Source organism: Streptomyces sp. NBC_01546 (assembly GCF_045208355.1).
GTDB lineage: Bacteria > Actinomycetota > Actinomycetes > Streptomycetales > Streptomycetaceae > Streptomyces.
The window spans coordinates 4,878,236-4,901,550 of the sequence record NZ_CP109379.1 but is presented as its reverse complement, the minus strand read 5'-3'; the positions used below and the strand labels follow the sequence as shown (position 1 = coordinate 4,901,550).

Below are 23,315 nucleotides of genomic sequence, written 5' to 3'. Positions count from 1 at the left end.
CCCCTCACTGCAGCAGATTTGGATGGTTGGTTCTATAGTACTGCATCATGCCTGATATTGCGCCATTGAAGTATCCAGGGTCTCCATGGTTCGCCTGGCCGATAGCCCGAAGATTCCAGAAGTCAGCTGCGAGAACCTCTCGAAAACTAAGTCCAGCATCGAGACGCTTAGTCTTTCTTCCCGCAGGACCATACGTACGGGTCATTCTATGGTCGGCGTCTGTCATCATGTGCGCCGCGAAATCTCGATAATTTGGAATGCGACCCGAGGCAGCCTGCGGAATGTGATTGGGTGTGAGATCGTCTCCCACCCGAGCCCTACCATCAAGATCTCCAAAACGACCTACTTCATGCTCCTGGACAGCCGACCTCACGCGTGCGCCGTTAGCGCAACGGCAGGAATCGGCGTGGGTACCAATTGATCCACCACAGTTGTGAACGAGGACCGGTGTGGCGCCTGCCAGCACATGGTAGGTGTGCAGGTCTTCGACGCTCAGGTCGTAGGTGATGTGCTCGGCCGTGTACGACTTGACCTCGACGATGGCCGTCGGTGCACCATCGCCGTTCTGGAGCTTCTGGCCCGCCTTGAGGTCGCCGGCCTGGGTCCAGGCGTTCTGAGTGGTCTCGTAGAACTGGTGGTGCTTGGTGGTCTGGATCGTCTTCGGACCGTCCTTCGTGGCAACGACGACATCGACGTAGTCACGGTCGGTCTTGGTGACGATCACTTCCTTGACCCGGTGCTTCTCCTTCTCCTTCTTGCCGGGCTCGGCCGTCAGGACGTAGTCCCCTACCTTCACCTCTGAGATCGGCTTGGACGTGCCGTTGGCCAGCAGGACACCCGTCATGCCGGTGAAGCTGTGCGGAGTGCCAGGAACAGCGCAGCTGGACGGGCCGTCAGAGCTCCGCTGCTGCTTCGACTTCGGGCCGAACCTGCCGGCCGCCGCACCGAAGACACCACCGGTCGCCGCGCCCAGGGCCGTGGCCGTGGCCGCGCCGCCGACGCTGCAGCCCTCCTTGCTGTTGACGCAGGAGATTCCGTAGCCGACCGCGCCTTCCGCGGCGCCGCCCGCGGCGCCCATCGCAGCGCCCTGGAGCGCCTTGCCGCCGACACCGGCGAGCAGACGGCCCACCGCGCCGGAAGCGAGACCGCCGGCCGCGCCGCCGAGGGCACCGGTCAGAGCGCCCACGCCGACCGCCATGGCGAACCCGCCCAGCGTCTTCGGGCCGTCGCTCATCATGTAGCCGACGCCGTTGGCCGCCGCGCCCGCCAGGGCCGCGCAGCCGATCGCGCCGACGCCTGCCGTGATCGCGGTGCAGCCCGCGAAGACCGCGACACCGACCGCCACCGAAGCGATGGTCGAGGCGTGCTGCTTGACGAAGTTGGCCGTGGCCTTGGCCGCCTTCTTGACGGCTGTGCCGACCTTCTTGGCTGCCTTCACCACCTTCTTCGCCACGTGCTTGACGGCCTTGGCGACCTTCCGGACCTGCTTCTTTACGTGCTTGACGACCTTGTGGGCGTAGTGTTTGACCCGCTTATAGGTGCGTTTGACGTATCTCTTGACCTTCTTGACGCTGTCATGGACATATCGCACGGTCTTCTTGACCGCCCGGTACGTCCTGTACACGACCCTCTTGACGGCCTGCTTGACCTGCTTCGCGGCCTGCTTGACCACCGTGGCGGCCTTCTGCACCGTCGCGACGGTCGCGTGCCAGGCCGTCGAGACGGTCTGGGTGACCTTCGCCGCGACCTTCTTGACGGCCTTCTTCGCCCACTCGAACCAGTGGCCCGTCGGGTCGACACCCGTCATCGGGTTGCCGTTCGCGTACGCGTAACGGTTCGCGTTCACCGAGGCCGGCAGCGGGCTCTGGGCGACCGTGTCACGGCTGTTGAACTGGCCCGTCTGCGGCGAGTACCAGCGCGCGGCCATGTTGACCTTGTCCGTCTCCGGGTCGGTCCAGCCCGACTGGTAGCCCAGCTGGCCGACCATGCCCTGAGACGCCACGACCTTTCCGAACGGCGAGTACGCCGTCGAACCGGTCAGTGCCTCGCCCGCGGCGGTGAACTGCCCCACCACGTCGTCGTGCAGATCCGTCAGTGCCAGCACTGCCGACACGCCGGTCTTCACGCCGAGCAGCGAGCCGTCCGCGTCACGGCTGTACGACGTCATGCCGTCCGAGGCCACGTCGTTGCCGGCACCGCTGTACTGGAACGAGAACAGCGGACCCGAGTTCGGGTCGCTCGCACTCAGCACACGGTCGAGGCCGTCGTACGCGTACGTACGGTTGCCCTCGTTGATCACACGGTTGAAGGCGTCGGCCTTGATCGAGGTCGTCTGGCCGCCCTCGGCCGTGACCGAATTCATGGTGCCGCGCGCCGTGTACGCGTACGAACTGTGCCCGTCCGACGTGAGCCGGTTGCGGGCGTCGTACGTGTACGTGTCGCCGCCGACGCGCGTCCGGTTGCCCGACGCGTCGTAGCCGTAGGCCTCCGTCGTGGTCCCGTTGTTCCAGGACGACAGACGGTTCGCCCAGTCGTACGCGTACGTGTTCGTGGACGAACCCGCGAGACCGGCCGTCGTCTTCGACGTCTCGTTGCCGTTCTCGTCCCAGCCGTAGGTGATGGACGACAGCTGCGCGCCCGAGGGCGAGGTCAGCTTGTCGTTCGTGACCCGCTGCAGGGCGTCGTACGTGTACGAGCGCTTCGCCTTGCCGGCGCCGTAGTCGACCGACGTGACGTTGCTGTTGATGTTGTAGCCGTAGGTCAGCGTGCTGCCGGTGACAGCGTCGTTGACCGTCTTCAGCCGGCCCGCGGTGTCGTACCCGAAGGCCGACGTGCCGGACGCGTCCGTCCTGGAGGTCATCGCCCCGTCGCCGTTCCAGGCGAAGGACGAGGCACCCGAGGGCCCGGACGTGGACAGAAGCAGACCGCGGTCGTCGTAGGCGAAGGTGTTCTTGTCCTCGCCGGAGCCCGCGACGGCCGTGACCCGGTCGTCGGCGTCGTAGTCGTAGGTGTGGGAGACCGTGGCGGCTTCCGCACCCGTACCGGACTGTGTGGTCAGCCGGCCCTTGACGTCGAACTCATTGGTGAGGACCACACCACCCGGGGAGCGCTGCTCCTTGGGCCGTCCCGCGCCGTCGTACACCGTGGTGAAGGTGCGGTCCGCCGCGTTCGGGTGGGCCGGGGTCGACGGCTCGATGACCGATTCCGGCATGCCCCACGTGTTGTACGTCGTCAGGAACGGATTGCCCCGCCCGTCGGTGAAACGCGTCCGGTTGCCCGCCGCGTCGTAGCCGAAGGTCGTGGTGATCGACTCGGTCGCGGAGACCGGCTGGACCACCTTGGTGATCAGGCCGCTCGCATCGTTCGTGAACGTGCTGGTGTGACCGCGGTAGTCGGTGATCGACACCGGACGACCCGCACGGTCGTACGCCGAGCTGCTGGTGCGCAGTACCGTTCCGGTCGCGTCCAGGTCGCTCGTGGCGGTCAGCTGGCCGAACCCGTCGTACGTGTTCTTGGTGCTGGTGCCGTCCGGATCCGTCGAGGTGAGGACCTGGCCGTCCATGTCGTAGGTGAACGAGGACTTGCCGCCGGCGGCGTCCGTGACCTCGGTGACCTCGCCCACGTTGTTGTACTTGTAGGACTGCGCGACACCGGTCGGGCTCACGGTCCGGGACAGATTGCCGCCCGGAGCGTCGTACTCGTTGATCGCCGTGAACGCGCGCTGCGTCGGCTGGCGCACGATGTCCGTGCTGGTGACCGGACGTTCCATGTAGTCCCAGGTGGTCTCCTCACGGGCGCCGTTCGGCCGGGTGGCCGAGAGCTGGTCGCCGTTGGTGTCGTAGACGTACTTCGTCGTACCGCCGCCCGGGTCCGTGACCGAGGCCAGGTCGCCGAGCTGCGTGTACGTGTAGGTGGTACGGGCGCCCAGCGGGTTGACCTCCGCCGTGACCTGGCCGAGCTTGTTGTACTCGTTCCAGCTCGTGGCCGTGATCGGGGTCGGGGCCCCCGGTGCGGTGTAGTTCGGCGACGTCGTCGAGGACTCCTGGCCCTCGGCGTCGTACGCGGTGACCACGACGTTGCCGAGCGGGTCGGAGGACTCGGTCGACTCACCGAAGGTGTTGTAGCCGGTCATCGACACGGGCCGGACGGAGACCGGGGTCCCGCCGTTCTGCTCCGCGTCGACGGCCGGCTCGGTGACCGTGGTCTGCTGGCCCGCCTCGTCGTAGCCGTAGTCGGTGGTGCTGCCATTGGCATCGGTCACCGACAGCGGCAGACCGCGCTGGTCCAGCCTCCAGGATGTGGAACGGACGGAGCTGCCCGCGGCCGGGAGCGTGCCGCCCTTGACCGCGGAGACCTGCGTCGCGGTCAGTGCCTCGCCGTAGACCTGAACGTCGTCGATACCGCCCTTGAACGGGTAGTCGTAAGTCGACGCGTACTTGTGACGGCCGATCTGCAGGGGACCGCTCGCCTCCCACGGGGAGCTGTGCGCCACTTCCTGGGCGAGCGTGCCGTTGACGTACAGGCGCAGCTTCGCGTCCTGGGCGTCGTACACGCCGACGAGGTGGGTCCAGGCTCCGGCGACCGCCGCGGACGGTGCGGACACCGCCCGGTCGTACGCCAGCGGCGTCGCGTCGGCCTTGGGCAGGGCGAAGGCCCAGCCAGTGCCGGCCGCGTAGTACAGCACGTAGCCGTACATGTTCTTGCCGTCCTGGGACAGCACGGTCCGACCGGTGGTGAGGTCGTCCAGCTTGGCCCAGGCGGAGACGGTGAAGCTGCCGCTCGAATTGACGGCCGGCCCGGACATCTGCGCGTAGGAGTTGGCGTCGCCGTCGAAGACCGCGCTGCCGCCCCTGTCGGTGTTCCAGTGCACACCGGTGCCGTGGGTACCGGTGTTGTTGCCGCCCGAGGAGTCACCGACGGAGAAGCCCGTCGTCTCGTCCAGCTTGTACCGGGCCACCGGAGCCGTCGTCCCGTCGTGGACCGTGGTCCCCGTGACGTTGCCGAGCTGGTCGTGCCGGGTGTCCTTCATGCTGACGTCACCCGTTGCCGGGTCCGTCTCCGTCTCCGACACGACGTTGTCGTCCGGGTCGTAGGAGACCTTCGTCGTCCGGGCGAGCCCGGCCGGGTCGAGTACCGACGACGTCGTGCGGTCGGCCGCGTCCACCGCGAAGGTGGTCGTGGTCCGGCCGTCGTTGGTCACCTGCTGAATCAGGTTCCCGGCCGCGTCGTAGGTGTTGGCCTGCTGCGTGAAGGACTTGCCGGACTGCGGGTCCTTGCGGACCACGGTGGCCGACAGGCCGTCGTCGGTATAGGTGTACGCCGTCATCCAGCCCATCGAGTCGGTGATCGACGCGAGGCGGCCGGCAGGGTCGTACGCCCGCGACTCCTGGACCAGGGTGGCCGGTGCCGACGGGTTGTTCGGGTCGCCTGTGTGGTTCAGCAGGCTGGTGGTGAGCGGGCGGTTCTCACCGTCGAAGGCGTAGGTGTTGACGTTGCCCGCGGGGTCCGTCTCCTTCACCTTGTTGCCGTAGCCGTCGTACTCGAACGACGTGGTGTCGCCGCCCGGGTCCGTCCTGCCGGCCAGCCGGTTGTACGGGTCGTACGTCATGGTCGTCGTACGCGCCGCGTCGCCGCCGGTCACGTCGGAGACCGTCTGGGACAGGATGTTGCCGTCCGCGTCGAACCCGGTGGTCGTCCTGGCCTGGTGCACCGCGCCGGTGACGCGGTTGGTGACCGCGGGGCCCGTCTCGGTGACGACCTGGTCGTTCTTGTCGTACGTCTGGGACGTGACCAGACCGGCCGGGTTCGCGTCGGATATCTCGGTCCGGGTCAGCTGCCGGCCGAGGTTGTCGTACGTGACCTTCGCCTTGGCGCCGTTGGCGTCGGTGATCTCCGCGAGGTCACCGTTGGCGAAGTAGCTGTACGAGGTCTTCTTGCCTCCTGCCGTCGTCACCTGGTTCACCAGGCCGGCCGGAGTCACGGCAGTGCCGCCCTCGGCCGCCGGGGTGGTGGCCGTGGTGTAGGTGGTGGTGGCGGTGCGGCCGTTCGGGAAACCGGGCACCGGTGGCGTCGTCACCGCGGTGAGCTTGCCGCCCGTGTCATAGGTGTGGCTGGTCAGGTAGGTGTTGTCCGTCGGGCCCGAGGAACGGCCGTCGCGCTCGGTGAGCAGGAGGTCGTTGCGCAGGTCCATCGGCGGGAACGCCGTGGTCGCGTCCGGATAGTAGGTGTAGTACGCGGTCGAGCACTTGTTGGCGGCCGTGTCCTGGCAGCTGGTCTGGGAGACCGCGTTGCCGCGGATGTCATGGCCGGTGACGCTGCGGTTGCCGTTGGCGTCGGTCACGGTGTGCAGGAAGCCCCCCGTGTCGTAGCCGTACGTCGTCCGCTTGCCCTCGGTGTCGATCGCTGCGAGCAGGCGGTTGCCCAGCTCCGCGTCGTACACGTAGGTCAGCGTCTTGTTGCTGGGGTCGGTGAGCGTGACCGTACGCACCGGTGCGACACCGGAGGACGCCTTGTAGGCGGACCAGTGCTGTCCGACCTCGGTCTCGCTCAGGCCCTTGGAGTGGACAGCGACCTCGGCGATGGAGCCGGTGAAGAAGCTGACGCCACCCGGCGAGCTGTACCAGTTGCTGAAGCCGGCGCCGACGAACGTCCGTGACGTCGTCTGGTCGTCCGGCGCGCCGGTGCAGGTGCCCTGCTTGGCGCCGTCGAGGTAGAGCGTCTGCGTGGTGCCTGCGGCCGAGAGGACCGCGTGGTGCCAGGCGTCGTCGGTGACGGACGCCGTGGAGGCGACGTTCGCGTTGCCGTTGCAGGTGCTGCTCCACCAGTGGCCGCGCAGCTTGCCGTCCGCTCCGACGTAGAGCAGGTCGCTCCAGGAGCCGCCCACGCCCGCCGGGTCGTTCGGTGCCCGGGACTGGTCGCTCATGAGCACGCCGGGCTTGGTGGTCTTGAACCACAGCTCGACCGAGCGGTCCGCCTTCGTGTGCAGGGGCCCGTACGGGACCTCCACGAAGGAGCTGGTGCCGTTGAACTGCGCGGCCGTGGCGTCACCGGTGCCGAACGGTCCCGCCACACCCTGCGTGACGGTGTTGTACGTGCCGAAGCCGGTGTGCAGCTCGTTGGCCGCCTGCGCCGCGCCCTGCGTGTCGTCCAGGCGCCAGTAGCCGGAGGGGGCGGAGCCCATCACGGACGAGCGGTAGACCTGCGAGGAGCCGGTGACGGTGGCCGGGTTGAGCTTCCAGGTGCCGCCGTTGCCGTCGGTGGCCTGCAGGACCAGATCGTCGGTGGTGCCGTAGGAGACCGACGCCTGGGTCTTGCCGGTCGGCGTGGTGATCTTCTCCAGCAGACCGGCGGACCGCTTGGCGGCCTGGTACTGCGCGCCGATGACGTCCGCGGTGAGCGGCTCGGTGTAGACCGCGGCCTCGGCCAGCTGGCCGGAGAAGTGGCCGAGCTGGTCGCCCGCGTTCATCGCGGGCCAGTTACGGGTGTTCACGCCCGCGCCGAGCGTGATGTACGGGGTGTTCCAGTCCTTGATCTGACCGGTCTTGCTGCCCTGCGAGGCACCGTCCAGGTAGAGGGTCTGGGTGTTGCCCGCACCGGTGAGGGTCGCCTGGTGCCACTGGCCGTCGTTGACGGAGGCGGCGGAGGTGATCGTGGTGGTGCAGACACCGGTGGCCAGGCAGCCGCGCAGCTTGCCGTCGGTGCCGACGTACAGCGCCGGGGTGTTGAACTGGGTCGTGCCGACCGGGTCGGCGACGCTCAGCGGCTTGTCACCGTAGTAGAAGAGGACACCGCCCGCCTGCGTGGTCTTGAACCACAGCGAGATCGTCGTGTACGACGGCGTGGCGCCCGGGGCGTTCGGCATCTCGACGTACGACGTGGTGCCGTTGAAGGTGGCCGTCTTCTGGGTGGAGCCGGCCAGCAGACTGGTGCCGCCCAGGGCCACGTTGCGGTAGAGACCGTTGTACTGGCCCTGGTTGGTGTCGACGGCGTCCTTGGTGACCGTCGCACCCGAGGCCTCGCCGAGCCGCCAGTACGCGTACGGGTCGGCGTCCATCACCGTCGTGCGGTGGTGGTTGCCGGTGGCGTACGTGTAGACCTGGCACTTGGACCAGTCGGCGGGCGGGCACACCTTGGCGAGCTGGTCGCCCGTGTAGTTGTACTGCCAGGTCTGGGCCGTGTTCGAGTCTCCGGCCGTGGACGGGTCGGTGAACACGGTCGCCACGTGCGGGACGGTGGCACCGGCCGGGGTGGCCCAGGTCAGTCCCAGCGAACGGCTGGACGTGGTGTTGGTGATCTTCGTCAGCTGCTTGGACGCGTTGTAGGTGAACGTCTCGGCCCGGCCCGCGAAGTCCACGATGCCGGATATCCCGTAGACGCCGGTCTTCCCGGTCGCCTGCGTGAAGGAGTATGCCGTGAAGTCCTTGTCGGTCAGCTTGTATCCGCCGCTCACCGTCTCCAGCCGGGCGTAGCGGCCCAGCGGGGGCACGAAGGTCCCGTCGCTGTTGCGGCCGAAGCCGACCTGCTCGCCACCCGGGTAGGTGATCACGACGCTGGTGACGGTACCGGCGCCGTCCTTGGTCTCGGCCGCCTTCATGTCGGCGACCGTGGACCATCCGGCGCCGAAGGCGCTGTCGATCCGCGGGTCGATGCTGTTGTACGAGCGGTCGATCTCCAGCGACGGGCCGACGACGGGTACGTCGGCGTCGGTGTCCTCGGTGGTGTAGTTGCCGTCGGACGGGTCGAACTCATGGCCGTTGGTGTTCTGGGCCAGACCCGAGGTGACGGGTGGCTGCGGCACCGTGGTGGAGAAACGGCTCGCCGAGTACAGCACCGAGTCGTAGCCGTCGGTGACGCTCACGTACCAGGCGTAGTTCTTGCTCCAGCTGAGCTTGCCCGCGGGAACCTTCCAGGCGCGCTCGGCCGTGAGGCCGGAGGTGGCGACGGGGGTCTGGCTCCCGCTGTCGGCGTCGTACACCTCGAAGGAGTACGACAGCGCCCCGGGCCAGTTGTCGGCGTCGCTCGCGTAGACGAGCAGCTCGGGCTGCAGCGAGTTCGACTGGAAGTTCTCCGGCGGGTACTGGGCGTCGACCTGCGGCTTGGTGTTGGCCGTGTAGGTCAGGTCCAGGGCGGGACGCCAGGCGGAGGTCGCCGAGTTGTCGGAGTGGAACTTCTTCCAGTGCAGCGCGTCGTTGGTCGGCGCGCTCAGGGCGAGGCCGTAGTTGGCGCCGCCGAGGGCCACCTGGTCGAACCAGGCGGTCTGGAGCGCCACCGGCATCTTCACGCCGACGCCGGTGCTGCCGGCGGTGTTGGTGCAGGACGCGCCCGGCGCGGGCGTGGCCGAACCGATGGCCGTGCCGAAGCTCGGACCCGGGTAGCTGGTGACGCCGGAGGGGGTCCAGGACTGCGTGACGTGGTGGACCGAGAACGACTCCGGGGTGCAGGTCGAGGACCAGAGCGCGTACACGTTCAGGGTGGCGGCGGTGACCCGCTGCCCCTGGAGCGTGGTGCCCAGCGAGGAGAACTGCAGGAAGGAGTTCGTCTTGTTGGTGCCGGAGTCGTACGAACCGACCTTGATCTGGTTCTCGGTGGAGTGGTCACCCCCGATCGTGTTCTGGGTGTACGTGGAGTTGCTGGCGGTGACGGTCGGATCGACGGTCACCGGGTAGACCCGCTCGGGGGCGTCCAGCCAGGTGCGGTCCGCGGTCATCCGCAGCGCCGGCTTGCCGTCCACGCTGGTCAGCTCGTAGCCGACGGCCCGGGACTGCGCGGCGTCGCCGGAGCGCGGATCGATCTTGGAGTCCTCCATGAACGCGTGCGGGATGGTGGCGGTCACCTTGCCGTCGGCGTCGGTGAACTCCACGTCGCCGTCGGCCGCGATCCGCGGCGTCAGTCCCTTGCTGTCCAGGAGGAAGGTCCAGGAGTTCGTCGCCTTCGCGGAGCGCAGGACGAGGTTCTCCTTGAAGCCCTCGGCGAGCGGCACCAGCTGCACATCGGTGTCGGGCAGCGCGCCCGTGTAGGTCACGGTGCCGTTGGCCGCCACGGTGGGCTGGGTCTGCGCGGCACCGCTCAGCGCGTACGCGAGGGAGCGGCCGGAGCCGAAGTCGACGGAGGCGAGCTGCTGGTCGGCGGCGTTCGGGGCGAACTCGACGTCGAGCGAGTTGGACCGCTCCTGGAGCCTGCCGTCCGTGTCCGCGACCAGCCCGGTGTCGATCTGCTTCCAGGTGCCGTCGCCGGCCTTGAAATTGGTTCGGCCGGGGAAGTGACGGACGGTGGTGGAACCGTCGGCGTTGACGTAGTGGTCCGACGTCGCCGTGGACTTCTTGGCGTCCCGCTTGCTGGTCCGGGCGTCGAAGCTCTGGGCGTTGCCCTGGGCTGCTCCGGTCGTGACCGTTTTGGACGGATCGGTGTACCGCTCGTACGGCTCGAGTTCGCCCTTGCCCTTGCCGGGCTTGCGACCGTTGCCGCCCTTGGCGCTGGTGGCGTCGGCCGAGGCCTGGTGGCCCTTGCCGCGGGCGGTTCCGCCCTGCTGGTCGGGGGTGTCCAGCGGGGACTTGTTGACCCAGCCCATCAGGCCGGTGAAGGACAGTTCGGGCATGCTCAGCGCCGGCAGCGTGGCGCCGTTGGCCGCCGCCGTCTCGGTCGTGAGCATGCAGGAGAAGGAAATCAGGACAGAGAGAGCCGTGGCCCTCGCTCTTCGCCTGCCGGTACGACCCGGGGGGAAGAGGCGAGGGCGACGGACCCAACGAACACGCATGGGTCAGCCTTTACTTACACGATGCCAACAAAAGCCTCGCGAGACTGCCCGACTGACGAACATAACTGCTAGTCAGGATCAGCTGTTTTACGTGATCTTTACCCGACGCGCGGAACCGATGCTTGACCGTTACGCACCCGAGGCTTTGACGGCCTGCCTGATCGCTTCCGCCACGGTCTCCTCAAGCCTGTCACCGGACTTCGCAACGGTGACATTCCCGGCAGATGCCGAACCGTCGACCACGACGAAGCGTGCCTGTTTGTGCTGCCTCGCCCCCTCTTCCGTGACCTCCACCTGGGGGGCTCCGACCGCCAGCACCACGTCGCACTTGCGCTGCATCAGGCTGTTGAAGAACGGACGGGCGTTCGCGGCCGACGGCTCCCCGATGACCGGGACGTACGTAACCCGGGCCCGGGTCTCCAGCGAGGCCTTCTGCATCCCTTCCCACACCGGAGCGGCGGCCGCACCGGCGACGATGCCCTTCTCGTCCGTCAGCAGGCAGGCGTCGAACTCCTTGTACTGGCGCGCCCTCGGGTCGGGCGGCCCGTCTTGCCCACTCCCGACGAACAGCCAGACGCCCACCAGGCCGAGCACCAGCACGGCGGAGGCGCCCGCCGCCCATCCCGCACGGCCGCGCAGCGCACGAGCCACCCCGGCCAGCACCCGACCGAGAAGCGCCCCATTGCCGGATTCGGGGTGATTGGCCTGATTCCGCCATGTCCGCCGGGTCTTCATCTGGACTCCCCCACCGGCTGCTTGACGAACAGGCAGTGCAGTGCGGCCCCGACCGTGGAGAGGAAAAGCAGCAGGGCATCGAGACCGAACTGCAACCCGTGGGTCTCCTCCGGCGCGAGCGCGATCTGGAACCACCAGCCGACCGTCACGGAGGTGAAGACGAGAGCGGCCAGCCAGTCGGCGCGCGCACCCCGGCGCCACGCGATGACCAGCGAAGGCACCGCGCCCAGCACTCCAAGACTCAGCACCGGCACGGCCGCCAGCAGGACCCGGGGAAGCAGTCCGGGAACGGCCCCTCCCCGAACGGTCCCTCCCACCGGCTGGGCCGCACTCTCTATGGCGACGGTGTCCTTCACGATCGGCTACCTCTCGGGAACGCGTTGACGAATACGGATGCAGACAGGACGCCGTACGGTACACCGCACGGCGGACGCAACCATTCCGGGGGCTTGATCGCCACTGCCGACGGCGTCAGCGCACCTGGCCCAGCCAATGGAGGGTGCGCCGGACCTCCACCGGGAACGGATGGCCGGGACCGTGCAGGCGTTCCGCGTCGAAAAGGAGGCGGGCCAGGGTGTCGTGGGCCGCCGGGCGGTCACCGAGGGAGAGCAGCAGGTGCGCCATGCGGCGACGGACCTCCAGGGGGAGGCCCGGGTCCGGGTTCGCGTAATGGTTCTCGAAGAGGGGCAGCAGCGAGCGGTATTCGGCGAGGGCTGCGGCGGGTTCGCCGAGCTGTTCCAGGCACTGGGCCGCGTCGTATCGGAAGCGCAGGGACCGCGGGTCCCCGGCGGGGAACTTGTCGGACAATCGCCGCAGTTCAGGCATGGCGCGGCGGTACTGGCCGTCGTCCATCAGCGTGGCCGCGTACTGCTTGCGCAGCGAGTGGACCACCGTCGAGTGTTCGCCGTGCTGCTCGGCCGCCGCCGGGAGGATGCCGCCGAGGATGTCCACGGCTCGGGTGAGCATGCCCTGGTCCAGGAGCTTCTTCGCCTCCTCCACGGCCGCCGGGACGTCCGGCCGCGCCGGTGCGGGCGGAGTGGCCGGCATCGGCGGGATCGCGGCGGCGCGGTCGGGCCAGGGGGCCTGCGGGCGCAGGAAAGGGCGGGTCGGGTCGAGCGGGCCGGTGGGGGCTCCCGAGCCGGCGTGCGGCAGCAGCGGCACGAGGGCCGCGTACACCTCCTGCGCGGAGGCGGGCCGGTCCTGCGGGTCCTTGGCCAGGAGGTGCAGGAGTACGGCTTCCAGCTGCCGGGGAACGTCGGGACGCAACTGACGAACGGGGACCGGCGGTTCATACAGGTGGCGGTGGAGCACCCCGAGCGCGGTGGATCCGGCGAAGGGGACGTTGCCGGACAGCAGCTCGTAGAGCACCACGCCGAGCGCGTAGAGGTCGGTGTGCGGGCCGACGGCCCCGCCCATGGCTTGCTCGGGCGCCATGTACGCGGGGCTGCCGATCGGCGAACCGGTGCTGGTGAGGCGGGTGGTGTCGGTCTCCATCACCGAGGCGACACCGAGGTCCAGGACGAGCACGGTCCCGTCGGGCCGGACCATCACATTGCGCGGCTTGAGGTCGCGGTGCACGATCGGCACCGCGTGAACGGCGGAGAGCACCGCGCACAGTTGGGCGATCACCGAGACCGCCCACGGCCACGGGTACGGGTCGTGCGCGGCGAGGTGGTCGGCGAGGTCGGAGCCCTCGACGTACTGCATGACGAGGTACAACTCGTCCCCGTCGTTGCCCGCGTCGTGCACGGTGACCAGCCCGGGGTGGTCCACCTGCGCCGTGACCCGGCATTCGCGCACGAAGCGGAGGCGCAACTCCTCGGCCACCGAACCGGGGCCGGCCACCTTGTCGGGGCGCAGCAGTTTGACGGCGACGCGGCGGTCCAGGCGCTTGTCGTACGCCGTCCAGACCTGGCCCATGCCGCCCTGACCCAGGATCGTGGCGAGCTGGTACCGGTCTCCGATGAGGCGGTCCGTCACCGGCCGGTGCCCTCGTGGTGGGGCGGCGTCGGCGGCGGCTGCTTGCGCAACAGCTCGCTCAGCTCGTCGAGTTCGGCGCGGACCTGCCCGATGCGCGGGGGCGCCGGGGGCGCGGGTGCGGGGGCCTGCTGCGGGACCTGCGGAGCGTTCGGGTACCCGAAGGAGGGCCGGGTCTGCCGGTCCTGGGGCGGCGGCGCATACGGGGCGGGCGGCGCCGGGTACCAGTGCGCGGGCGGCGCCGGTCGGGCCGCCTCCCCGTGCCGGATGTCGGTGACGAGGAAGTACACGCCGACCGCGACACCCGTACCGATCGTGCCGATGGCCCCCGAGGTGCCCTGCCATCCGCTGTTGTCCGGCGTCGGGTCGACGGCGGTCAGCGCCAGCCACACCATTTCGGCCACGCCGGTCGCGACCAGCAGCTTCCAGTCCCGGGGCTTGCGGGTGACGATCGCGAGCCGCAGCATCGTGGCCCACGCGAGGAACCCGCAACTCAGAACGGACAGCAGCGTGAACAGCACGCGCAGCGCCACCACGCCCCCGGAACTGGGCTGGGGGCCTTGCTGCGGCGGGAGGCCGGGGCCGTGCATCGCTGCTCCTGACGGACCGTGTCGACGAAGTGTCGGGTCTGAGCGTATACAGCGTTTCCGGCCGCCAGTGAGGGGATGCGCGCAACCGTTGCAGGGTCGCCGCAGACCTCCGGCGGGCGGATCCCCAAAAACGCGCGTAGCGTCGCAAAAGGAATACGGAAGGGAGCCCTCGCATGCGGATCTTGGACAAGGCCAAGGAACTGCTGCACGGCCACAGCAAGCAGGCGAAGCAGGGGTCCGACGCCGCCGAGCAGCAGATCAACCAGCGCACCGGCGGCAAGTACACCGGGCAGGTCGACCAGGGCCAGCAGCAGGTCGAGAAGCAGCTGGGCATCGACGACGACCCGAACAGGTAGCCCGCGGCGCGGCCGGAGACCCGCAGGTCACCGGCCGCGCGCCTGGCCCTATGAAGACGCTTACGACCCGAGGATCGTGGTCAGGAACTCCCCGGTCCAGGCCAGCAACTCCCGCCCGACCAGCGGCTTCCCGCCGACCTTGGCGGTCTTCGGCCGCGGGATCAGCACCTGCGAGGTGGCCGGCTTGAGCACCGCGCCCGGGTAGAGACGCTTGAGGCGCAGCTCCTGCGACTCGCGCAACTCCACCGGGCCGAAGCGGATGTTGGGGCCCTGGAGGGTGATGTCACCGACCCCGCAGGCCCGCGCGAGCATCCGCAGCCCCGCCACCAGCAGCAGGTTCTCCACCGGCTCGGGCAGCTTGCCGTAGCGGTCGGTGAGTTCCTCCCGTACGGCCTTGACGTCCGCCTCGGAGTTGGCCGACGCGATGGACCGGTACGCCTGGAGGCGCAGCCGCTCGCCGGGCGCGTAGTCGTGCGGGACGTGCGCGTCCACCGGCAGCTCGATCTTGACCTCGAGCGGCGGCTCCTCCTCCACCCCGCCTTCGACCGCGGCCCGGTAGTCGGCGACGGCCTCTCCGACCATGCGGATGTAGAGGTCGAAGCCGACGCCCGCGATGTGGCCGGACTGCTCGCCTCCGAGCAGGTTGCCCGCGCCGCGGATCTCCAGGTCCTTCATGGCCACGTACATGCCGGCGCCCATCTCGGTGTGCTGGGCGATGGTGGCCAGGCGCTCGTGCGCGGTCTCCGTGAGCGGCTTCTCCGGCGGGTAGAGGAAGTAGGCGTACCCGCGCTCGCGGCTGCGGCCGACGCGGCCGCGCAGCTGGTGCAGCTGTGAGAGGCCGAAGTTGTCGCCGCGCTCCACGATCAGGGTGTTGGCGTTGGAGATGTCGATGCCGGACTCGACGATCGTCGTCGAGACGAGCACGTCGAACTTCTTCTCCCAGAAGTCCACCACGACCTGCTCCAGGGCCTGCTCCGACATCTGGCCGTGCGCGGTCGCGATCCGCGCCTCGGGCACGATCTCACGGAGCTTGGCGGCGGCCCGGTCGATGGACTCGACCCGGTTGTGGATGTAGAAGCACTGGCCCTCGCGCAGCAGTTCACGGCGGATGGCCGCGCCGATCTGCTTCTCCTCGTACGGGCCGACGAAGGTGAGCACCGGGTGCCGCTCCTCCGGCGGGGTGGTGATGGTCGACATCTCGCGGATGCCGGTCACCGCCATCTCCAGGGTGCGCGGGATCGGGGTCGCGGACATGGTCAGGACGTCCACGTTGGCGCGCAGCTTCTTCAGCTGCTCCTTGTGCTCGACGCCGAACCGCTGTTCCTCGTCGACGATGACCAGGCCCAGGTCCTTGAACTTGGTCTCCTGCGAGAAGAGCCGGTGGGTGCCGATGACCACGTCGACCGAGCCCTCGCGCAGTCCTTCCAGGGTTGCCTTGGCCTCGCTGTCGCTCTGGAAGCGGGACAGCGCCTTCGTGACGACCGGGAACTGTGCGTACCGCTCGGAGAAGGTGCCGAAGTGCTGCTGCACGAGGAGGGTCGTGGGGACGAGGACGGCGACCTGCTTGCCGTCCTGCACCGCCTTGAAGGCCGCGCGGACCGCGATCTCGGTCTTGCCGTAGCCGACGTCGCCGCAAACCAGCCGGTCCATCGGGACCGACTTCTCCATGTCCTCCTTGACCTCGGCGATGGTGGTGAGCTGGTCGGGCGTCTCCGCGTACGGGAAGGCGTCCTCCAGTTCGCGCTGCCAGGGGGTGTCGGGGCCGAAGGTGTGGCCGGGGGCGGCCATGCGGGCGCTGTAGAGCTTGATGAGGTCGGCGGCGATCTCCTTGACCGCCTTCTTCGCGCGCGCCTTGGTCTTGGTCCAGTCGGCGCCGCCGAGCCGGTGCAGGGTCGGGGCCTCGCCGCCGACGTACTTGGTGACCTGCTCCAGCTGGTCGGTGGGGATGTAGAGGCGGTCGCCGGGCTGGCCTCGCTTGGCGGGGGCGTACTCGACGAGGAGGTACTCGCGGGTCGCGCCCTGGACGGTGCGCTGCACCATCTCGATGTAGCGGCCGACGCCGTGCTGTTCGTGGACGATGTAGTCGCCGGTCTCCAGGGTCAGCGGGTCGATCGTCTTGCGCCGCCGGGTCGGCATCCGGCCGAGGTCCTTGCTGGCGGTGCGCTGCCCGGTGAGGTCCGTCTCGGTCAGTACCGCGATCTTCAGTGCCGGGTCGACGAACCCGTTGTCGATCGTGCCGCACGCGACGTGCACGAGGCTCGGCTCGAGGGCGCGCAGGTCCGCTTCCAGCCGGGCCGGGATGCCCTCGCCGCCGAGCACCTCGACGGTGCGGGCGGCCGGACCGTGGCCCTCGGTGAGGTAGACGGTGTGCCAGCCGTCGGCGATCCAGCCCTTGGTGTCGGCGAGCGCGCGGGCGGTGTCGCCGCGGTAGGCCTCGGGGGCGTGCATGCCGAGCTTCAAGGTGTCCCCGCCGGCCAGGTCCGCCTCGTCGGCGGCGAAGGGGGAGACGGACCACCACATCATGCCGAGCTCGCGGGCGTGGTCGCGTACGTCGGCGATGCCGCGCAGGGAGGCGGCGCCGACGTCGATGGGGGCGTCGCCGCCGCCCGCGGTGGCCGCCCAGGAGGCCATCAGGAACTCCTGGCTGGTCGCGACCAGATCGGCGGCCCGGGTCCGGACCCGCTCGGGGTCGCAGACGACGGCCATCGCCCCGGCGGGCAGGACGTCGATCAGCAGTTCCATGTCGTCGACCAGGACCGGGGCCAGGGACTCCATGCCCTCGACGGCGATCCCCTCGGCGATCTTGTGCAGCAGCTCGCCGAGCTCGGGGTGGGCCTCGGCGAGGGCCGCGGCCCGCTCCCGTACCTGGTCGGTCAGCAGCAGCTCGCGGCAGGGCGGGGCCCACAGTCCGTGCTCGGCGACCTCCAGCGACCGCTGGTCGGCGACCTTGAAGTAACGGATCTCCTCGACCTCGTCGCCCCAGAACTCGATGCGCAGGGGGTGTTCCTCGGTGGGCGGGAACACGTCGAGGATGCCGCCGCGCACGGCGAACTCGCCGCGCTTCTCGACGAGCTCCACGCGCTGGTACGCGGCGGCCGCCAGCGCCTGGGTCACCTCGCCGAGGTCGACGCTCTGGCCCTGCCGCAGGGCCACGGGCACCAGGTCCCCGAGCCCCTTGACCTGCGGCTGGAGCACGGAGCGGATCGGCGCGACGACCACCGAGACGGGCCCGGCGGCCGGGTCGTCCTTGCTCGGGTGCGCGAGGCGGCGCAGCACGGCGATCCGGCGGCCGACGGTGTCGCTGCGCGGGCTGAGCCGTTCGTGCGGGAGCGTCTCCCAGGACGGGTAGTCCACCACCTCGTCGGGCGAGGGCAGCAGCGACCGCAGTGCGGCGGCCAGGTCCTCGGCCTCGCGCCCGGTGGCGGTGACCGCGAGGATGGTCCGCTCGGTCTGCCGGGCCAGCGCGGCGATCGCGAAGGGCCGCGCGGCGGCGGGGCCGACCAGGTCCACATGCATCCGGTTGCCGTCCCCGGCCGCGGTGACCGCCTCGGCGAGGGCGGGGTCCCGGGTGACGGCGTCGAGCAGTCCGTGCAGGCTCATGTAGAGACTTTCCATCCGGTGAAGGTCGTGAACGGGCAACGCGAAGGACCCGACACGTCGCACGGGCCGGGGGTTCCACCCTACGACGGCCTCCGCCGCCACGCGCGGGGGATTCGGGTCACCCACGGGGGTGACGGAGCCGGCGCCCGCCGAGCCGAGCGCTCACGCTCGTCACCCGGGACGAGCACATCCCCCTCTACGATGTCGACGTACTGACCGTCTGAGCTCGCCGAGGGAGCACGAGGCCGTGACGAGCGATGCGATAGCCCGCCCCGAGGCCGCGGCCGAACAGGTGCGGGGCACGCCGATTCGGGGCCGGTGGGCCGGGCCGTGGGCGGTGGCCGGCGGGCTGTTCCTCGTCTACCTTGTGCTGTCCGTCGGGCGGTTCCGGCGGATGGAGTGGGCCTCCTGGGACCTGGGGATCTTCGAGCAGGCCATCCGCGCCTACGCGCACCTCCAGGCACCCGTCGCCGATCTGAAGGGGCCCGGGGCCAACATCCTCGGGGACCACTTCTCCCCGATCATCGCGCTCATCGCCCCCGTCTACCGGCTCTTCCCCGGCCCCCTCACCCTGCTGGTCGCACAGGCCGCGCTGTTCGCGCTCTCCGCGGTGCCCGTCACCCGGGCGGCCGGACGGCTCCTCGGCCGGCCCCGCGGGCTCGCCGTCGGGATCGCGTACGGGCTGTCCTGGGGGATCCAGCGGGCCGTGGAGTTCGACTTCCACGAGATCGCCTTCGCCGTGCCCCTGCTCGCCTTCGCCCTGGAGGCGCTGCTCGACCGGCGCTGGCGGGCCGCCCTGCTGTGGGGGCTGCCCCTGATCTTCGTCAAGGAGGACCTGGGCTTCACGCTCGCCGCGCTGGCCGTGGCCGTCGCCTGGCGGGCCATGCCCACCGACCGGCGGGCCGGCTGGACCGCCCTCGGCGTCGCCGCCGGGGCCGCGGTCTTCGCCGTCCTCGTGTTCACCGTGTTCATACCGGCCTTCGCCACCGCGGGCTACGGCTACTGGGACAAGATCGACGGCGCGGGCCCCTTCGCCGGCATCGACATCAAGCTCACCACCCTGGCCTGGGTGCTGATCCCCACCTCCGGGCTGCTCGCCCTGCGCTCGCCGCTGCTGCTGGTCGCCGCCCCCACCCTCGGCTGGCGGTTCCTGTCCGGGGACGACCACTACTGGTCCACCGACTGGCACTACAGCGCGGTGCTCATGCCGGTCGTCTTCCTCGCCCTCGTCGACGCCATCGACACCGTCCGGCGCAGCGAGCGGCCCTGGCTGCGCTCGTACGCCCTCCAGCTGCCCACCGCCGTCCTCGCCGCGGGCCTCGCCCTCAGCGCGACCAGCCTGCCGACCGAGAAGCTCTCGCAGGCCCGTACGTACGAGAAGCCGGCCCGCGTCACCGCCGTCGAGGAGCTCCTCGACCGGATCCCCGACGGGGCGACGGTGGAGGCCGACACCGGGCCGCTGACCCGGCTGACCTCCCGCTGCCGGGTGCTCTGGATCGGCGGCAGCAAGGGCGTGGTCCCGGACTGGATCACCCTCGACAACACCTCCAAGTGGGTCGGCGAGGACCCGACCGCCTACGCGCACCAGCTGCATCCCGGCGCGCGGTTCACCCTGGTGGGCGAGGCGGAGGGCGTCGTCCTGATGCAGCGCGTCTGACGGCCCCGACCGCCCAGGCCCAGGCCGCGGACCCGGACCCGGACACGAAAAACACGCCGGTCCGGAACCCCCCAAGGTCCCGGACCGGCGTACCCCCGTACGGACGCGGGCCTTCCTACTCGCTCGCGATCGCGTTCAGGACGTTCATCCGCCCCGCCCGGAAGGCCGGGACCAGCGCGGCGAACAGGCCCACGAAGGCCGAGGCGGCGAACACCCCGAGGATCGTCGGCCACGGGATCTCCAGCACCTTCAGGCCCTGGAGGGCGAGGAGCTGCTGCGCGGTGGCTCCCCAGCCCATGCCCAGCCCGAGGCCGAGCAGGGCGCCGAACAGGGCGATGACCACCGACTCCAGGCGGATCATGCGGCGCAGCTGGCGGCGGGAGAGGCCGATGGCGCGCATCAGGCCGATCTCGCGGGTCCGCTCGACCACCGACAGCGCCAGGGTGTTCACGACGCCCAGGACCGCGACGATGATGGCGAGGGCGAGCAGCCCGTAGACCATGTTCAGGAGCTGGCCGACCTGGTCCTTCAGGGACTGCTTGTAGTCGGCCCGGTTGAGCACCTGGTACTGCGGATACTCCGCCAGCGCCGCCTTGACCGCCGTGTACGCGGTGTCGGACTGCCCGTCCTTCGCACCGGCCAGCAGCATGAAGGGGCGCGGCATCCGGTCGGCCGGGACGTTCGCCTCGGCGACCGCGGTGCTGATGTACTTCATGCCCTTGTCGAGGTTGCCCTCGTCGCTGGTGATCGCCGCGACCTTGAGCTTGACGGTGTTGCCGCCGGTGAAGGCGACCGCCAGCTCGTCTCCCATCTTGATGCCGTGCTTGGTGGCGTACTCCGAGCCGACCGACATGGAGTCCTTGCCGTACGCCGCCGCGTGCTCGCCGGCGATCATCTTGCGTCGGATGTCCTTGGCGTACGTCGGGTCGGTGGCGCCGAGTTCGTCCGTCTCGGTGGAGCCGTCGGGGGCGGTGAGCTTCGCCTCCACCGTGCGGTAGGTGGTGACGTGGTCGAGGTCCCGGACGGACTTCAGCGCCTGCTCGGCCTGCGGCATGACCGGCTGCTGGGTCTGCGAGGCGATCATGTAGTCCGCTCCGACCGACTGGTCGAGCTCGTCGGTGGCGGAGGCCACCATCGAGGAGCCGACCACGGACAGGCAGGCGACCAGCGCCAGGCCGATCATCAGCGCGGCGGCGGTGGCGCCGGTGCGCCGCGGGTTGCGCAGCGCGTTGCGCTCGGCGAGCCGGCCCACGGAGCCGAAGGGCCGCAGCACCACCCCGGAGAGCACCCGCACCACGCCCGCGGCGAGCAGCGGGCCGATCACGATGAAGCCGATGAGGGTGAAGACCACGCCCAGGCCCAGCCAGAGCGATCCGGGTCCGGCCTCGTCGGCGGCGGCGGCGAGGAAGAGGCCCGCGCCGCCGATGCCGGTGAGGACCAGGCCGAGGACGGCGCGGACGACGCCGGCCTTCTTGTCGCCGGGGGTGCCCGACTCGCGCAGGGCTGCCATCGGGGAGACCTTGCCGGCCCGGCGGGCCGGGACGTAGGCGGCGATGACGGTGACGACGACGCCGAGGAAGACGCCGACGACCGGGGTGGTCCAGGCGACGGTGAGGTCGTCGGTGGACAGGTGCATGCCCATCTGGCCCATGAGCTCCATGAGTCCGACGGCCAGGCCGACGCCCGCGCCGACGCCCAGGACCGAGCCGACGACTCCGAGGAGGAAGGCCTCGACGACGACGGACTTGAGCACCTGTCCGCTGTCGGCGCCGATGGCGCGCATCAGGCCGATCTCACGGGTGCGCTGGGCGACCAGCATGGAGAACGTGTTGAAGATCAGGAAGATGCCGACGAGGAAGGCGATCCCGGCGAAGCCGAGCATCACGTACTTCATGACGTCGAGGAAGGAGCCGACGTCCTTGCGGTTGGCGTCCGCGGCTTCCTTGGAGGTCTGGAGCTTGTAGGTGTCCGCGCCGACGGCGGTGGCGACGTTCCGCTTGAGCTGCTCGTCGCTCACCCCGTCCTTGGCGGTGACGTTGATGTGCGTGAAGGCACCGGGGGCGCCGAGCAGCTGCCGCTGCGCGGTGGGGGTGTCGAAGTAGACGATCGCCGCACCCGGGTTGGTGACGGTGAAGGTGGCGATACCGCTGATCTTCGCGCGGAAGTCGCCGGTGACGGCGATGGTGCGCAGTTCGTCACCGAGCCCCAGGTGGTGCTTGTCCGCGGTGTCGGCGTCGACCATCACCTCGGTGGGGCCGCGCGGGGCCTGACCCGAGGTGATCTTCATGGACTTGAGCTCGTTGTCGTTCCAGTTGCCCGCGATGGTCGGGGCACCGGTGGTCGAGCCCATGTTCTCGTTCTTGGAGTTGACGACCGTGACGGACATCGACATGACCGCGCCCTCGGCGCCCGCCACGCCCTCGGCCTTCTTGACCTGCTCTACGGCCGAGCCGTCGAGCATCTCGGGCTTCCCGCGGTCCGGGGTCTCCTCCCCGCCCTTCGCGGCCTTCGGGCTGACGGTCACGTCGGAACTGGTGACGGCGAACAGCTTGTCGAAGGTGGTGTTCATGGTGTCGGTGAACACCAGGGTCCCGCAGACGAAGGCGACGGAGAGCATGACCGCGACGGCGGAGAGCGCCATCCGTCCCTTGTGCGCGACGAAGTTGCGCCGGGAGGTCTTCAGGACGGTGTTGCTCATGACGTCCGCCCGCGCGCGTCGAAGTCCTTCATCCGGTCCAGGACCTGCTCGGCGGTGGGCCCGTACATCTCGTCGACGATCCGGCCGTCGGCGAGGAAGATGACGCGGTCCGCGTAGGAGGCGGCGACCGGGTCGTGGGTGACCATGACGATGGTCTGGCCGAGTTCGTCCACGGAGCGGCGCAGAAAGCCCAGGACCTCGGCGCCGGCCCGGGAGTCCAGGTTTCCGGTGGGCTCGTCGCCGAAGATGATCTGCGGGCGGGCGGCGAGGGCGCGGGCGACCGCCACGCGCTGCTGCTGACCGCCGGAGAGCTCGGTGGGGCGGTGCTTGAGGCGGCCGGCGAGGCCGACGGTCTCCACGACCCGGTTCAGCCACTCGGCGTCGGGCTTGCGGCCCGCGATGTCCATGGGGAGCGTGATGTTCTCCAGGGCGTTGAGCGTGGGCAGCAGGTTGAAGGCCTGGAAGATGAAGCCGATCCGGTCGCGGCGCAGCTGCGTGAGCTTCTTGTCCTTCAGCCCGGTGATCTCGGTGTCGTCGAGGTGGATCTGCCCGCTGGTCACGGTGTCGAGACCGGCGAGGCAGTGCATCAGCGTGGACTTGCCGGAGCCCGAGGGGCCCATGATCGCGGTGAACTGGCCGCGGTGGATGTCCACGTCCACGTCATCCAGGGCGACGACCCGCGTCTCACCGGAGCCGTAGGCCTTGACGACCTTCCGCGCCCGGGCCGCGACGGCTGCATGCCCTCCAGTACCCCCGTGCCTGGTTTCGGTCATAGCCGTTGTCACGGTCTTTCTCCTTCTCGGTCTGCCGGGCGGTGTGCGTTCGTCGCCGCGTTCGAAGTCTGTTGCGGACCGGGCTCCGGCGCGCTGGTGCCCATCGCCGTATCCACCCGGGGGTTAACCCCACCCCCGGGGCTTGCGGCCCCATGTGAACCAGTTAAGGACCCGCC

Annotated in this window: 10 protein-coding genes; 2 read left to right on the top strand and 8 right to left on the bottom strand. The window is 69.7% G+C overall.

All coding sequences use genetic code 11. The features are described from left to right. Positions 1-4: 4 nt before the first annotated feature. From OHA89_RS22450 to OHA89_RS22430, 5 genes are all read right to left on the bottom strand, one after another. Positions 5-10,648, bottom strand: a complete 10,644-nt coding sequence (locus OHA89_RS22450) for a LamG-like jellyroll fold domain-containing protein (RefSeq protein ID WP_406366944.1) — start codon at positions 10,646-10,648, stop codon at positions 5-7. Between the two features lie 234 nt (positions 10,649-10,882). Next, positions 10,883-11,488 (bottom strand): BMP family ABC transporter substrate-binding protein, encoded by a 606-nt coding sequence (locus OHA89_RS22445; RefSeq protein ID WP_266609494.1) that lies wholly within the window; start codon positions 11,486-11,488, stop codon positions 10,883-10,885. Next, entirely contained in the window at positions 11,485-11,844 is a 360-nt protein-coding gene (locus OHA89_RS22440; protein WP_266609493.1) for a hypothetical protein, read from the bottom strand. Before OHA89_RS22440 ends, OHA89_RS22445 begins: the two co-directional genes overlap by 4 nt. A gap of 115 nt (positions 11,845-11,959) precedes the next feature. Then, a complete protein-coding gene (locus tag OHA89_RS22435; RefSeq protein WP_257556006.1) occupies positions 11,960-13,468 on the bottom strand; it encodes a serine/threonine-protein kinase in 1,509 nt (502 codons plus the stop codon). After that, entirely contained in the window at positions 13,465-14,055 is a 591-nt protein-coding gene (locus tag OHA89_RS22430) for a hypothetical protein (RefSeq protein WP_266609492.1), read from the bottom strand. Before OHA89_RS22430 ends, OHA89_RS22435 begins: the two co-directional genes overlap by 4 nt. Before the next feature lie 173 nt (positions 14,056-14,228). On the opposite strand from OHA89_RS22430, the gene OHA89_RS22425 reads away from it, so the two are divergent. Beyond that, positions 14,229-14,411, top strand: a complete 183-nt coding sequence (locus OHA89_RS22425) for an antitoxin (protein WP_406366941.1) — start codon at positions 14,229-14,231, stop codon at positions 14,409-14,411. A 60-nt stretch (positions 14,412-14,471) separates the two neighbouring features. Here OHA89_RS22425 and mfd read toward each other — a convergent pair whose 3' ends face one another. After that, the gene (gene mfd, locus OHA89_RS22420) at positions 14,472-18,011 is read right to left on the bottom strand and encodes a transcription-repair coupling factor (protein ID WP_257559418.1); all 3,540 of its coding nucleotides are present in this window, start codon (positions 18,009-18,011) and stop codon (positions 14,472-14,474) included. Between the two features lie 394 nt (positions 18,012-18,405). On the opposite strand from mfd, the gene OHA89_RS22415 reads away from it, so the two are divergent. Continuing rightward, a complete protein-coding gene (locus OHA89_RS22415) occupies positions 18,406-19,668 on the top strand; it encodes a DUF2079 domain-containing protein (protein WP_406368558.1) in 1,263 nt (420 codons plus the stop codon). 115 nt (positions 19,669-19,783) lie between these two features. Here the strand turns inward: OHA89_RS22415 and OHA89_RS22410 are convergent, their stop codons facing one another. Continuing rightward, the gene (locus tag OHA89_RS22410; protein WP_406366939.1) at positions 19,784-22,366 is read right to left on the bottom strand and encodes an ABC transporter permease; all 2,583 of its coding nucleotides are present in this window, start codon (positions 22,364-22,366) and stop codon (positions 19,784-19,786) included. Then, positions 22,363-23,139 (bottom strand): ABC transporter ATP-binding protein, encoded by a 777-nt coding sequence (locus tag OHA89_RS22405; RefSeq protein WP_251063796.1) that lies wholly within the window; start codon positions 23,137-23,139, stop codon positions 22,363-22,365. Before OHA89_RS22405 ends, OHA89_RS22410 begins: the two co-directional genes overlap by 4 nt. Positions 23,140-23,315: the final 176 nt, after the last annotated feature.

What these genes read in the sequence shown, in the direction of transcription:
- OHA89_RS22450 (WP_406366944.1), bottom strand. Translation starts at nt 10,648, where the DNA reads ATGCTCACGACCGAGACGGCGGCGGCCAACGGCGCCACGCTGCCGGCG.
- OHA89_RS22445 (WP_266609494.1), bottom strand. Translation starts at nt 11,488, where the DNA reads ATGAAGACCCGGCGGACATGGCGGAATCAGGCCAATCACCCCGAATCC.
- OHA89_RS22430 (WP_266609492.1), bottom strand. Translation starts at nt 14,055, where the DNA reads ATGCACGGCCCCGGCCTCCCGCCGCAGCAAGGCCCCCAGCCCAGTTCC.
- OHA89_RS22425 (WP_406366941.1), top strand. Translation starts at nt 14,229, where the DNA reads ATGCGGATCTTGGACAAGGCCAAGGAACTGCTGCACGGCCACAGCAAG.
- mfd (WP_257559418.1), bottom strand. Translation starts at nt 18,011, where the DNA reads ATGAGCCTGCACGGACTGCTCGACGCCGTCACCCGGGACCCCGCCCTC.
- OHA89_RS22415 (WP_406368558.1), top strand. Translation starts at nt 18,406, where the DNA reads ATGGAGTGGGCCTCCTGGGACCTGGGGATCTTCGAGCAGGCCATCCGC.
- OHA89_RS22410 (WP_406366939.1), bottom strand. Translation starts at nt 22,366, where the DNA reads ATGAGCAACACCGTCCTGAAGACCTCCCGGCGCAACTTCGTCGCGCAC.
- OHA89_RS22405 (WP_251063796.1), bottom strand. Translation starts at nt 23,139, where the DNA reads ATGACCGAAACCAGGCACGGGGGTACTGGAGGGCATGCAGCCGTCGCG.